This window comes from Bradyrhizobium sp. USDA 4504, assembly GCF_054063995.1.
Genome location: NZ_JBSSGV010000001.1, coordinates 6126346 through 6139245 on the forward strand (window position 1 = coordinate 6126346; position 12900 = coordinate 6139245).

At 65.4% G+C, this 12900-nt stretch carries 12 protein-coding genes; 5 read left to right on the forward strand and 7 right to left on the reverse strand.

All coding sequences use genetic code 11. The annotated features are described in order from the left end of the window. Positions 1 to 24: 24 nt before the first annotated feature. Positions 25 to 1260 (reverse strand): pilus assembly protein TadG-related protein, encoded by a 1236-nt coding sequence (locus tag ACVMB1_RS28930; protein ID WP_229191842.1) that lies wholly within the window; start codon positions 1258 to 1260, stop codon positions 25 to 27. A 397-nt stretch (positions 1261 to 1657) separates the two neighbouring features. Next, positions 1658 to 4276 (reverse strand): TIGR02302 family protein, encoded by a 2619-nt coding sequence (locus ACVMB1_RS28935; protein WP_076827437.1) that lies wholly within the window; start codon positions 4274 to 4276, stop codon positions 1658 to 1660. A gap of 172 nt (positions 4277 to 4448) precedes the next feature. Between ACVMB1_RS28935 and ACVMB1_RS28940 the strand changes: the two genes are divergently transcribed. Both ACVMB1_RS28940 and ACVMB1_RS28945 read left to right on the forward strand, forming a co-directional pair. Beyond that, positions 4449 to 4832 (forward strand): carboxymuconolactone decarboxylase family protein, encoded by a 384-nt coding sequence (locus tag ACVMB1_RS28940; RefSeq protein WP_018268955.1) that lies wholly within the window; start codon positions 4449 to 4451, stop codon positions 4830 to 4832. A gap of 198 nt (positions 4833 to 5030) precedes the next feature. Further along, positions 5031 to 5942, forward strand: coding sequence for an NAD(P)-dependent oxidoreductase (locus ACVMB1_RS28945; protein ID WP_076827435.1), 912 nt, complete (start codon positions 5031 to 5033; stop codon positions 5940 to 5942). 236 nt (positions 5943 to 6178) lie between these two features. Here ACVMB1_RS28945 and lysA read toward each other — a convergent pair whose 3' ends face one another. From lysA to argH, 3 genes are all read right to left on the reverse strand, one after another. Next, entirely contained in the window at positions 6179 to 7444 is a 1266-nt protein-coding gene (gene lysA / locus ACVMB1_RS28950) for a diaminopimelate decarboxylase (protein WP_057017759.1), read from the reverse strand. A gap of 16 nt (positions 7445 to 7460) precedes the next feature. Next, positions 7461 to 7730 (reverse strand): LPS translocon maturation chaperone LptM, encoded by a 270-nt coding sequence (lptM, locus tag ACVMB1_RS28955; RefSeq protein ID WP_057017758.1) that lies wholly within the window; start codon positions 7728 to 7730, stop codon positions 7461 to 7463. A gap of 92 nt (positions 7731 to 7822) precedes the next feature. Then, positions 7823 to 9220, reverse strand: a complete 1398-nt coding sequence (argH, locus tag ACVMB1_RS28960; protein ID WP_076827431.1) for an argininosuccinate lyase — start codon at positions 9218 to 9220, stop codon at positions 7823 to 7825. A gap of 126 nt (positions 9221 to 9346) precedes the next feature. Here argH and tlpA point away from each other — a divergent pair, with 126 nt between their 5' ends. Then, positions 9347 to 10027, forward strand: coding sequence for a thiol:disulfide interchange protein TlpA (gene tlpA, locus ACVMB1_RS28965; protein ID WP_076827429.1), 681 nt, complete (start codon positions 9347 to 9349; stop codon positions 10025 to 10027). Here tlpA and ACVMB1_RS28970 read toward each other — a convergent pair whose 3' ends face one another. Further along, entirely contained in the window at positions 10028 to 10216 is a 189-nt protein-coding gene (locus tag ACVMB1_RS28970) for a putative motility protein (protein ID WP_076827427.1), read from the reverse strand. Positions 10217 to 10337: 121 nt separating this feature from the next. Then, the gene (locus ACVMB1_RS28975; protein ID WP_076827508.1) at positions 10338 to 11189 is read right to left on the reverse strand and encodes a LysR substrate-binding domain-containing protein; all 852 of its coding nucleotides are present in this window, start codon (positions 11187 to 11189) and stop codon (positions 10338 to 10340) included. A 110-nt stretch (positions 11190 to 11299) separates the two neighbouring features. Here ACVMB1_RS28975 and ACVMB1_RS28980 point away from each other — a divergent pair, with 110 nt between their 5' ends. Both ACVMB1_RS28980 and ACVMB1_RS28985 read left to right on the forward strand, forming a co-directional pair. Beyond that, positions 11300 to 11683 (forward strand): tautomerase family protein, encoded by a 384-nt coding sequence (locus tag ACVMB1_RS28980; RefSeq protein ID WP_076827425.1) that lies wholly within the window; start codon positions 11300 to 11302, stop codon positions 11681 to 11683. Then, positions 11680 to 12891 carry a pyridoxal phosphate-dependent aminotransferase gene (locus ACVMB1_RS28985; protein WP_076827423.1) on the forward strand — a complete coding sequence of 404 codons (1212 nt, stop codon included), beginning with the start codon at positions 11680 to 11682 and terminating at the stop codon, positions 12889 to 12891. The genes ACVMB1_RS28980 and ACVMB1_RS28985 overlap by 4 nt, the downstream gene beginning before the upstream one ends. Positions 12892 to 12900 lie beyond the last annotated feature (9 nt).

The following is a 12900-nucleotide window of genomic DNA, read 5'->3' on the forward strand; positions in this document are numbered from 1 at the left end:
TCTGGATTTGCATCGGGGCCAACCTCACTCGATGAGTTGCGCGGTTTGCGTGCCTATCGTCGCGGTGCCGAGCGCCGAACAATTGACCTGAAGGTTCGACGTGCCGCTGAACGTCAGCGTGTCCGCGATGATCTTGGTGCATGATGTGCTTGTGCCGTTGCCACCGCCGAAGCTGAGGTCGGCCTTCGGCAGGTAGATGGCGCCGCCGAAGTTCTGGGTGGCACCACCCGTGAGATTAAAGGTAGTCCCGGCCGGCATGTTGCGGTCGCCATACATGACGATGCCCTTCGTGGAGCCGGAGGTCGGCGCCGTCAGATCGACGATCGCGTTGCTGCCGATCGAAGCCGTGCCCCACTTGCTTCCCGAGCCCGTAAAGACCAGGGTCACGCCGCTGCCCGTGATGGTGGCGTTGCCCGCGACGCTCAAGTTCGAGCCGTCCAGGTAATAGATGCCTGGATCGAGGTTCAGCGTTGCGCCGGCGTTCACCGTAATACTGCCCGAGTAGCAGCCGGGGCTGAGGGAGTTCGTCTTTCCGTTGGAATTGACCGTAATCTTGGCGTTCGTGCAGCTCGGCTTCGACGGCGGAGAGACGTTCGCATACGGGTCAGCCATTGGCTTCACATGCGTCTTGACGCCGTTGGTGGCCGTGATGTTGCTGGTGCCGGAGACGTCGCCGACGACGCCGACCTGATTGGCGGCGACCGTCGCGCTGCCGGCCACGTTGAGCGATGGGCTTGCACCCGAGTTGCTGTAAAGGTTGCACTTGATCAGGTTGAGCTGGTTGCCGCCGCTCACGTTGACCGCGGGACTGGCGCTGGCGTTGAGCGCAAGCACGCAGCCCGTCCCGGAATTCGGCAGCGCGACCGCGCGCGCGGTGACCGGCACAGGGGCCGAGCCGAACAAGGCTGACAGCAACCGCTGTTGCGGTTGGCTCACGATGACTTCGACCGCCTGCAGGTTCGACGTCTGACTGCCGGTCTTCGGCGGTTGATTCACCCTGACCGTGACGTTGTTCGCCCCGTTCGCGTAACCGTAGTTTGCCGTGACCGCATTGGCTTCGGACAAAAGGTCGGCGCCTGCACTTGCCGCCGTTGCGGCGCTCACCGCGCCGGAGTCGGCGGCACTCTGCATGTTCTTATGTTTGTAGTACCACCATCCCACTTCGGTACCCAGCCCTGCCGTGCCGACCAGGACCGGCATGAGCAGCGCTGAAATGATCACATAGCTGCCCGACTGGTCTCGAACGAATTGTCGAACCAAGCTGGTCTGATGTTGGTGCCGGCGAGTAATACCCAATGGCCGGTATGACGATGCAATGAATAAACGGCTGTGCCTCATGTGCTCTCCTGAGACGCTTGCCAATTTTCCGAAGTAAGGTGACGCAAGCGACTTAAATGCGCACCAACGGGAACCCGACAATTTTAGGAAAATTGTGCGCAACGGGCGGACGACACCCGGTCCCGATCGCACCGATTGGAATACGGGGCGCGTAGCCCGCAGAAGCTGACGTCCGCAGGCTTACGACCGTCGTGCAGATTCCGCGTCATTCCAGTGGAAGCGCGGCATACAGGTGGCCGTGGCCGTTCGATTCAAAGCGCCGATGTCTCGTGAGTAGGCACGAGCTTTCACGGATGACGACAGTCGAAGGACGAGGCGCTCAATAATCCTTCAGCAGCCGCTCGATGTAGTCGAGCTCGATCTGCGGCCGCGACGGATCGGCGAGGCGGCGGCGCAGCTCTTCGAGGATGCGGCGGACGCGCTGCACGTCGATCTCGCCGGGGATCTTCACCGTGTAGTCGTCGCCGAATTCCCGGCCATGCAACGGGCGGCCGAGCGGATCGGTCTGGTTGCCGCCGCTCTGCTGGCGGCCGGCGCGGTTGCCGGGGCTGTCGCCCGGCTGGTCGCCATCGCCCTGCTGCATCGCGTCGGCGAGGCTCTGGGCGCCCTTGCGCAGCGCATCCAGCGCACGGCCCTGCGAATCCACCGCGCCGTCGGCATTGCCCTCGCCGAGCCGCCCGGAGGCATCGCCCATCGCGGAATCGGCCTGGTCGAGCCCGTCATCGCCGTCATCGCCCTGGTCGCCGCCTTGATCGCCCGGCTGCGCCTGGTCGCCCTTCTGACCCTGGCCTTTCTGGCCCTTCTGGCCGCGCTGGTCCGGTCCCATGCCGCGCTTGGCGAGTTCTTCCTGCAGCTTCTTCAAGCGGTCGCGCAGCGCCTGCTGGTCCTGCTGCAGGTCGCCCATCGACTGCTCGCCCTGCTTGCCGCGCATGCGGTCGCGGCGGGAATCCTGGCCCTGCTTGAAGGTCTTGTCGCGCAATTGCTGCTGCTTGCGGATCATGTCGCCGAGCTCGTTGAGCGACTGCTGCATGTCGTCGTCGCCCTGATTGGGCTGCGCCATTTGCAGGTTTTCCAGCATCTGCTGCATCTGCTCGAGCAGCTGCCGCGCCGCATCCTTGTCGCCGGAGCGTGACAGCCGCTCCATGCGATCGAGCATGTTCTTGAGATCCTGCTGGCTCAGCACCTTGGCATTGGGATCGAGCGGCCGGGCGAGCTGCTGCGGATTGTTGCGGAACTGCTCGACCATCTGGCGGAGGAAATTGTCCAGCGCGGCGCGCAGATTGTCGGTGAGCTTCTTGATCTCCTCGTCGGTCGCGCCGCGCTCGAGCGCCTGCTTGAGCGCGTCCTGCGCCGCGCGCAGCGCCTTGTCGACGTCCGAGATATTGCCGTCCTCGATGGTGACGGCGAGCGACCACAGGCTGGCGACCACCTCGCGCAATTGGTCGTCGGTGCGCGCCGCCTCGAGCTGCCGGCTCACGGTGTGCAGGCCAAGGTAATAGCCGGTCTCCGGCATGAACATTTCGGGCGCGATCATCAGCGCCTCGAGCGCGGCGAACACCTGGCCGTTCTGGTTGGCGTCGAGCGCCAGGATACGGCGCTGCTCGATCAGCGCGCGCGCCAGCGGCTTGGTGAACAGGCGCTCCGGCAGCCGCATGTTGAACGGCTCGCTCTTGCCCTCATTGCCGGCCTCGTCCTTGGCCGTCAGCGTCAAGGTCACGTCGGCGCCGGCATAGGGATCCTCACTGAGGTCCTTCACGGTCTGGCCGACGCCGTTGCGGGTGCGCGCATTCGGCAGCACCAGCGCGAATTGCGGCGGCTCGAACAACGGCCGTGGTTGCGCCGCCTTGCCGTCGGCATCCTTCTTGCCGTCAGCCTCCTTCGGCGCATCGGTCGGCCGCACCGCGAATTGCGCGCGCGCTTCGCTGACGCCGTAATCGTCCTCGAGCCGGTAGGACATCTGCAGCGCGCCGCGCGCCTGCCGCTCCGGATCCTTGGCGAGCACAATCGACGGCGGGCGGTCCGGCGTCGCAGTGAACTTCCATTGCGGCTGGCCGGCCGGCGCGCGGACATGCGCGGTGCCGTCGCCGGTGATCTTGAAATGCCGCTCGTTGGTGCCCTTGGGCGCCTGCCCGTCCGGCGCGACCTCGGTAACACCGCCACCGACGACGACGTCGATGCTGCCGCCGCTGGAGCGTACCAGGAGCGTGCTGCCGGCCGGAACCGCGAGCGGGGTGGTGTCCGCCGCGTTGGCGTCCTTGTTGGCGTTCGACAGAATGATCGGCGGCTTGCCGGTGTAGTTGGGCGGCGTCACCCAGGCATCGACCCGGACATTGGCCGGCGCCATGATGCCGTTCCAGTCGAATGCGGAGGCGACCCGCAGGCCGCGCTCGTCGCCGGCGGCGACATAGCTCGCGACCAGCATCACGATGACCAGCGCGCGCAGCGCCCAGGGGTCGTGCAGCGACACGCGCGGCCGCGGCAGCCCGGCGCGGATGCGCTTGATCGAGGCCAGCGTGCGCTCGCGCTGCGCCTGCCACAGCGCCAGCGCAAACGGGTCCTTGTTGGTGAGCGTGTCGGAGAGCGTGGTCGCCGGACGATGGCGAATGCCGGCGCCGCGGTCGAGCCGGCTCAGGCCCTCCTCGCGGCTCGGCCAGCGGAAGCGCACCAGCGGCGACAGCGCCGCGAGCGCGGCAATCGCGAACAGGCCGGCGCCGGCCACGCGTGCGACAAACGGCAGCACCAGCCACAGCCCGGCCCAGGACGCGACCAGGAACAATCCTGCGACCGTCAGGAACCGGGCCAGATGCGGCCAAGCCCGTTCCCACCCAATCGCGAACCTTGCCCGCTGCAGAGCCTCTGTCAGTTTCAGCCGCGCGATCGCATCGCTGTCGCGGACGGCGCGTGACGGGTCAGAGGGGTCGATGTTGGCTCCGCTCAATAAAATCTCCGGGGTAGCCGGCAGGTCAGCCTAGCACGGCGGCGGCTTTGAGGCACCCGTTCCAGGACGTAACCCACACCGGGAAATACGCATAACACGAAGGCGTGACTGCGGCGGTTCGACCCCGTAACGTCGCGGCCGAACCATCGCATTAACGCATGAGGAACGCGATATGGACCAAAAAACGCACGACAAGGGGCTTGAAATCCGCAAGGCGGTGCTGGGCGAAGCCTATGTCAACAATGCGCTGAAGAATTCGGACAGCTTCAACAAACCATTCCAGGAACTGGTCACCGAATATTGTTGGGGCGCGGTCTGGGGCCGCGAGGAACTGCCGCGCAAGACCCGCAGCATGCTCAACCTCGCCATGATCTCGATCCTGAACCGGCCGCACGAATTGAAGGCCCACATCAAGGGCGCGCTGACCAACGGCGTATCCCGCGACGAAATCCGCGAGATCTTCATGCAGGTCTCGATCTATGCCGGCATCCCCGCCGGCGTCGACAGCTTCCGCATCGCGCGCGAGGTGTTCGCCGAACTCGACAACAAGGCGTGAGCGAGCTCCACTCGTTGTCGTCCCGGCCAAGCGAAGCGCGAGCCGGGACCCATAACCACAGCTCGTCGTGGTTACGACGGCTGTGGCCCCGACTGCACCAAACAACTTAGTCCTGGGGTTATGGGTCCCTGCTTTCGCAGAGACGACATCGTGTGGGAGGCGCGCATATCGCACACAACGACATAGAGGAAACGACTCATGGAAATCGGATTCATCGGCCTCGGGAAGATGGGCTTCCCGATGGCACGCCGGCTGATCGAGGCCGGCCACAAGCTCACCGTGTTCGACACCAGCAAGGACGCGCTCGACAGGCTGGTCGCACTCGGCGCGGTGGCCGCAACCTCGCCCAAGGACATCGCCGACCGCGTCGAGACCGTGATGGCGAGCCTGCCCTCGCTGCAGGCCTCACTCGAGGTGGCGACCGGCGCGGGCGGCGTGATCGAGGGCACGCGCGTCAAACGCTTCATCGACCTCTCCACCGTCGGCTCGCGGATGGCGGTGAAGATCCACGAGCTGTTGGCCAAGAAGAACATCGTGCAGATCGACAGCCCGGTCTCCGGCGGCGTCGCCGGCGCCGAGAAGGGCACGCTGGCAGTGATGGTGTCGGGCCCGCGCGCCGATTTCGAACTGGTGAAGGGCGCGCTCGACGTCATCGGCAAGGTGTTCTTCATCGGCACCAAGCCGGGCTCCGGCCAGACCATGAAGCTCGCCAACAACTTCCTGTCGGCGACCGCGATGGTGGCGACCTCGGAGGCTGTTGTGATGGGTGTCAAGTCCGGGCTCGATCCGGCCGTGATGATCGACGTCATCAATGCCGGCTCCGGGCTGAACACCGCGAGCCGCGACAAGTTTCCGCGCTCGGTCTTGCCGCGCAGCTTCGACTTCGGCTTCGCCACCGGCTTGATGGTGAAGGACGTGCGGCTTGCGGTCGAGGAAATGCGCGCGCTCGGGCTGTCGATGGAAATCGCCGAGGCGGTCGGCCGGCTCTGGGAAGTCATCATCCGCGACGAGGGACCGGAGTCGGACTTCACCGCGGCGATCAAGCCGATCGAGAAGGCCGCGGGCGTGATCGTCGGCGGCGGTAAAGGCGGCGCGCACGCCGCGAAGTAACGCTCTCGCCGAAATAAACGCTGTCGTCCCGGGCAAGCCAACGGGTCGGCGCGAAGCGCCGCCCGATGACAGGCTCCGCGCGACCCGGGACCCATCACCACAGGACTTCGTGGTTTAGCTGAGCTGCGGCCCCAGCTCAGGACAACAATCAGGAGCGGTGGTTATGGGTCCCTGCTCCCGTGCGCAATTGCGCACTAGGCAGGGACGACACCGTTAGTGAAGCGCGACACCGGCCATCACAGCCACGGCGCCGGCTTGTCCATCGCGATCAGGGCGTCGACGTCGATGCGCGGGCGGACCACGGCGTACTGGTCGTCTTTGACCAGCACTTCGGGCACCAGAGGCCGCGTGTTGTAGGTGCCGGACTGCACCGCGCCGTAGGCGCCGGCGGTCATGATCGCCAGCAGATCGCCGGCCTTCGGCTGCGGCAGCGCGCGATCGAGCGCGAGGTAATCGCCGGTCTCGCAGACCGGGCCGACTACATCCGCGACCATGGTCGGGGTGCCGGGCGCGGGCTGGCGCACCGGCAGAATGTCGTGATGCGCTTCGTACAGCGTCGGCCGGATCAGGTCGTTCATCGCCGCGTCGATGATGACGAAGTTCTTGGCATCGCCCGGCTTCACATGGATCACGCGGGTGACGAGGATGCCGGCATTGCCGACGATCATGCGTCCCGGCTCGAACATCAGCGTGCAGCCGAGATTGTGCGTGACGCGCTTGACCATCGCCGCATAGGCGTCCGGCGCCGGCGGCGCGGCGCGATCCATGTAGTAGGGGATGCCGAGGCCGCCGCCGAAATCGATATGCGAGATGTCGTGGCCGTCGGCGCGCAGCGTCTGCACGAATTCGGCGAGCAGCCGGAAAGCGACCTCCAGCGGGCCCAGATCGGTGATCTGGCTGCCGATATGCACATCGGTACCGGTGACCTTGATGCCCGGCAGCTTTGCCGCGCGGGCATAGACCTCGCGGGCGCGGGCGATCGGAATGCCGAACTTGTTCTCGGACTTGCCGGTCGAGATCTTGGCATGGGTGCCGGCGTCGACATCGGGATTGACCCGCACCGAGATGCGGGCCGTCTTCTTCATCTCGACCGCGAGACGCGACAGCATCTCGAGCTCCGGCTCGGACTCGATATTGATGCAGAGGATGTCAGTTGCGAGCGCGGCGCGCAGCTCGCCTTCGGTCTTGCCGACCCCGGAGAACACGATCTTCGAGGGCGGAATGCCGGCCGCCAGAGCCCGCTTCAACTCGCCGCCGGATACCACGTCGGCGCCGGCGCCGAGCTTGGCCAGCGTGCGCAGCACCGACTGATTGGAGTTCGCCTTCATGGCGTAGCAGACCAGCGCCTTCTCGCCGGCGAAGGCTTCGGTGAAGACGCGGTAGTGACGCTCCAGCGTCGCGGTCGAATAGCAATAGAACGGCGTGCCGACGGCCTCCGCCAGCTCAATGAGATTGACCGCCTCGGCATGCAGCACGCCGTTGCGATAGTCGAAATGGTTCATGACACGCTTTTAAATACTAATTGCCGAGCAGCGGATCGAGGAGGAAGGGCCGTTTATTGCCTCGCGGCGCGGCCGGCGCGGCCTCCGAGCCATAGGTCGGATTGAACACGCTGGGCTGCGCCGCCCGCTCGCTCTCGGTGTCGCTCGGTGCCGCGCCCGGCGCGACGTTCGCGGTCGGCGGCAGGTCGAGCGGTCCCTTGCGGCCGCAGCCGCCGAGCGCCAGCGCGGATACGCCCAGCACAATGATGGCCCATCCCGAGGGGGTCAGGCGGTTCTTGCTAATCACGACGAATTCCCCAATTCGGGCGGCACCATACAAACATTGGCGTGCTCTGGCGAGAGGCGGAGCGCCATGAAATCACGGCCAAATTTTCCGGTTCAGCCCAATTTTCGCTCTTTTTCCAGCCGCTTGGCCCAGGCCTTGGCCTGCGCCATCACATTCTTCGGCGCCGTGCCGCCAAACGAGGTCCGGCTCTGCACAGAGGATTCGACGCTGAGCACCCTCAGCGCGTCGGCCGTGATCTTCGGCTCAACCTCCTGCATGGCCTTGAGCGGCAGCTCGTGCAGCGCCACACCCTGCTTCGATGCTAGGCCGACGATGCGCCCGGTAACGTGGTGGGCGTCACGGAACGGCATTTTCAGGGTGCGCACCAGCCAGTCGGCAAGATCGGTGGCGGTGGCGTAGCCCTCGCCGGCGGCGGCCTTCATCTTTGCTTCGTCCGGCACCAGGTCCTCGACCATGCCTGTCATGGCGCGAATTGCCAGTGACAGCGCCTCGAAAGCCTCCATCGCGCCCTGCTTGTCCTCCTGCATGTCCTTTTGATAGGCGAGCGGCAGGCCCTTCATCACGATCAGCAGCGCGGTGAGCGCGCCGATCACGCGGCCGGTCTTGGCACGGACCAGCTCGGCCGCGTCCGGATTGCGCTTCTGCGGCATGATCGACGAGCCGGTGGTGAACTTGTCGCTGAGCTTGACGAGGCCGACCAAGGGCGAGGTCCAGATCACGATCTCCTCGGCGAAGCGCGACATATGCACTGCGCAGATCGCGGCCGCCGACAGCGTCTCCAGCACGAAATCGCGGTCGGATACCGCGTCGAGCGAATTGGCCATCGGACGGTCGAAGCCGAGCGCCTTTGCGGTCGCGGCGCGGTCGATCGGAAACGAGGTCCCGGCGAGCGCGGCCGCGCCCAGCGGCGATTCGTTCAACCGCTTGCGCGCGTCGGCGAAGCGGCCGCGGTCGCGGCTGGCCATCTCGACATAGGCCAGGAGATGATGACCGAAGGTCACGGGCTGCGCGGTCTGCAGATGGGTGAAGCCCGGCATCACCGTGCCGGCATGCTCCAGCGCTCGGGCGACCAGCGCCTGCTGGAACGCGGCCAGCGCCGCATCGGTCTCATCGATGGTGTCGCGGACATAAAGCCGGAAATCGGTCGCGACCTGGTCGTTGCGGGAGCGCGCGGTGTGCAGCCGGCCCGCCGCGGGCCCGATCAATTCGGACAACCGCGACTCGACATTCATATGAATGTCCTCGAGCGCGCGCTTGAAATCGAAATCGCCCTTGCCGATCTCTGACAAAATCGTGTCTAGACCTTTGCCGATATTTTTCGCATCAGCGGACGTGATGATGCCCTGCGCAGCGAGCATCGCGGCGTGGGCCTTGGACGCGGCAATGTCCTGGGCATAAAGGTGACGATCGACGTCGATGGAGACGTTGATTTCCTCCATGATCGCGTCGGGACGTTCCGAGAAGCGGCCGCCCCACATCTTGTTGCTCATGACATCTCGCTCACGAATTCGTATTTCAGCCTTGCGGTTTCATGGCCGGAGGCGGCGAAACAGCACCGCAGTTCCGGTCGTATTCCCGGCACTGCTTAGCCACATCGACCCAGGATGACAAACGATATGCCCGAGACGACCCAACCCAACCCGACCGCCAGGCCGACCGCCAAGTGGCGCATCCCGCTGGTGATCGGCGCCGTGCTGGCCGGGGCTGTGATCGGCTATGCGGGGGTCTCCAGCCTCAAGCATCCCGCGGGCGGCGATATCGCCTGCAACAGCGCGGTGGCTCTTGCGAAGAAGATCGCCCCGCTTGCCCACGGCGAGGTCGCGGCGCTGACCATGGCGACCACCCCCTTGATGCTGCCCGACCTGACCTTCGAGGACGCCAACGGCCAGCCGAAGAAGCTCTCGGACTGGCGCGGCAAGACCGTGCTGGTCAATTTGTGGGCGACCTGGTGCGTGCCCTGCCGCAAGGAAATGCCGGCGCTCGACAGCCTGCAGACCAAGCTCGGCGGCAAGGATTTCGAGGTGGTCGCGATCAACATCGACACCCGCGACCCGGACAAGCCGAAAAACTTCCTGAAAGAGGCCAATCTGACCAATCTCGGCTATTTTTCGGATCAGAAAGCCAAGGCTTTTCAAGACCTTAAGAACATAGGCAAGGCGCTGGGCATGCCGACCTCGGTGCTGGTCGACGGCAAGGGCTGCGAAATCGCCAATATCGCCGGTCCCGCCGAATGGGCGAGCGACGACGCGATCAAGCTGGTGAAGGCCGCGCTGCAGCCAGCCGCAGCCGGGTTCTGATCAGGCGACGGTGTTGAGGTTGTCGCCGATGCCGGGCGACAAATTCGCGGTGGAAGGCGTGCCGAGCAGGGTCTGAACCGCGAACTTCTCGGCGTCGAGGTTCTGCTTGGTCACGCGGGTTGCGATCTCACCCTGCAGACTACCCTGCTGCATCGACAGGATGCTGGTGACCATGCTCATCATGTCCATACGCGGCACTCCCAAAACTGGGGTTTGAGGTAACGCGCGAAAGTTAATGCTTGGGTAATCGATGGCCGCGTCAGGCTGACGCATCGGCCTCGAAATTCCCGCTAGCGCGATGATCCGCGTCTCAGGCCGTGTTCGCCGCGAAGGCCGCGCCGAGGGTGCGCAGCGCTTGCCGTGTCCGCGCATCGGACAGTTTTGAGTGAAGCATGACGTCGCGGGACGGCAATGGCGGCAGGCCAAGCCGCGGCCCGAGATCGACGGTGTCCGCCGGCGCCACCCGGCGCGCCAGCGCCGCGACCGCAAGGCCTGCGGAGATCGCAGCTCCGATCGTCGACAACCCGCCGCCGACGAATGCCTCGGTCCAGGCGATGCCGGCGGCGTCGAGCGCTTCGACCGCCATGGCACGCACGCTGCACGGCTCGGCTTGCGTCGCGAGGCGCAACGGCTCGCCCGGTCGATGGTGAAAATCGGGTGCGGCCATCCAGCCGAACGGCTCTTCGAACAGCACGTCGCCATCGCGGCGCTTGGCGTCGTGGCGGAGCACGATCGCAGCATCGAGCCTGCCGTCGTCGAATGCGCTAAGCACCGAACGCGACGTGTCGACGTGCAGCTGGATCACCAGCCCGGGATCGGTGCTGTTCATCCGCTTCAGCAGCGAGGCGAGTTCCGAGCCGACGATGTGGTGGCTGATGCCGACGACCAGCCGCCGATGCTCGACGGCAAACGAGCTGATCGCCGATTGATGCGCGGCCACCAGATTGCGCGCGGCGCCGAGGAAGGCGGCCCCTTCAGCGGACAGCCGAACCAGCCGCGGCGTTCGCTCCAGCAGCCGCCGGCCGAGGCCGTCTTCCAGACGCCTGATCTTCAGGCTGACCGCGGACTGCGTGGTCTCCAGCGCCTGCGCCGCGCGCGTGAAGCTGCTGAGATCGGCCACCAGGACGAACGCCTGGACTGCCTCGACGTCGAGTGCCTTCATGGTCATTCATTTAAATATGAAATCATTGAAATGCATTACCATACCGTTTTTCAATGAGCAAGGAGCCCCTAGGATCGGCGGCACGTCACGCCACTAGGAGAGCCACCATCATGCCGCTGACCCGCGTTTCATTGCGACGGGGCAAGCCCGCCGCCTACCGCAAGGCCGTTCTTGAAAGCCTTTATCGCGCCATGCGCGAGACCTTCGACGTGCCGGAAGGCGATCGCTTCATGACAATCTCCGAGCACGATGACGATGATTTCCTCTATGGTGCCGACTATCTCGGCATCAGGCGCAGCGATGATCTGATCATCATCCAGATTACTGTCAGCAATACCCGCCCGGTGGCGCAGAAGCAGAAGCTCTATCGACGGATCGCGGAACGGCTGACCGAAAGCCCCGGCCTGCGCGCCGAGGACATCTTCATCAACCTTGTCGAGGTGCTCCCCGAGAACTGGTCGTTCGGCAACGGTGAGGCGCAATACGTCCGATGACCGCTGCACCGCTTCTCTCACCGCGCATGAGCGGCATCACGGCATCGCCCGCATCAGTGCTGCGCCGCCGCGCCCGCGAACTGCGAGCTGCCGGGCGCGACATCATCGAGCTGTCGTCGGGCAATCTGGACTTCCCGACACCGGACCATGTGATCGCAGCGGCGCATGCAGCCGCATTGCGCGGCGAAACCCGTTACACCGATGTCGACGGCACGCCGGAACTGAAGCGGGCGGTGCAGGCCGCGCTGCTGCGCGACCATCATCTCGACTACGGCCCGGACGAGATCGTCATCACCAACGGCTCGACGCAGGCGCTGTTCAACGCGCTGCTGGCGACCCTGGCGCCCGACGACGAGGTCATCATCCCCGCGCCCTATTGGGCGCCCTATCTCGATCAGGTACGGCTGGCCGGCGCGGCGCCGGTGGTGGTGCCGTGCGCGCAGAACAACGGCTTCAAGCTGCGCGCGGAGGATTTGCAGGCGGCGATCTCGGCGCGAACCCGCTGGATCATCGTCAACAATCCGGTCAACCCATCCGGCGCGCTGTATTCGCGTGATAATCTGTCCGAGATCGCCACGGTCCTGCTGCGGCATCCGGAAATCCGGGTGCTGGCCGACGGGCTCTACGAGCACATCGTGTTCAACGGATCTCCGGCGCCGACGCTTGCGGAAATCGAGCCGCGCCTGAAGCCGCGGACGCTGACCGTCAGTGGCCTCGCCAAGAGCTACGCCATGATGGGATGGCGCATCGGCTATGCCGCCGGACCCGCGGCGCTGATCCGCGCGATGATCACGATCCAGTCGCAGACCACGTCCGGCGCGTCGTCGATCAGCCAGGCCGCGGCAATTGCCGCGCTCGACGGCGCGCAGGATGTGCTGCTTGCGCGTGCCGCCATCCTGCGCGCCAAGCGTGACCGCTTTGCCGAACTCGTGAACGAATGCGCCGGGCTGTCCTGCACACCGCCGGAAGGCACGTTCTATCTGCTGGTCGCCTGCGCCGGCATAATCGGCAAGCGCGCGCCCGACGGCAGAGTGATCCGGACCGACCGCGATTTCTCGGCCTATCTGCTCGAGGCGGCCGACGTGGCAGTGTTTCCCGGCGAGGATCTCGGGCTGTCGCCCTATATCCGCCTCAGCTTCGCCAACCCGTCATCGACCATCGAGGAGGCCGCAAGGCGGCTGAAGCGCGCCTGCGCGGCACTGCAATGACGCCTCACG

Coding starts and splice junctions, on each gene's coding strand:
- ACVMB1_RS28940 (WP_018268955.1), top strand. CDS start 4,449: ATGGACCAAAAAACGCACGACAAGGGGCTTGAAATCCGCAAGGCGGTG.
- ACVMB1_RS28945 (WP_076827435.1), top strand. CDS start 5,031: ATGGAAATCGGATTCATCGGCCTCGGGAAGATGGGCTTCCCGATGGCA.
- lysA (WP_057017759.1), bottom strand. CDS start 7,444: ATGAACCATTTCGACTATCGCAACGGCGTGCTGCATGCCGAGGCGGTC.
- argH (WP_076827431.1), bottom strand. CDS start 9,220: ATGAGCAACAAGATGTGGGGCGGCCGCTTCTCGGAACGTCCCGACGCG.
- tlpA (WP_076827429.1), top strand. CDS start 9,347: ATGCCCGAGACGACCCAACCCAACCCGACCGCCAGGCCGACCGCCAAG.
- ACVMB1_RS28970 (WP_076827427.1), bottom strand. CDS start 10,216: ATGGACATGATGAGCATGGTCACCAGCATCCTGTCGATGCAGCAGGGT.
- ACVMB1_RS28975 (WP_076827508.1), bottom strand. CDS start 11,189: ATGAAGGCACTCGACGTCGAGGCAGTCCAGGCGTTCGTCCTGGTGGCC.
- ACVMB1_RS28980 (WP_076827425.1), top strand. CDS start 11,300: ATGCCGCTGACCCGCGTTTCATTGCGACGGGGCAAGCCCGCCGCCTAC.
- ACVMB1_RS28985 (WP_076827423.1), top strand. CDS start 11,680: ATGACCGCTGCACCGCTTCTCTCACCGCGCATGAGCGGCATCACGGCA.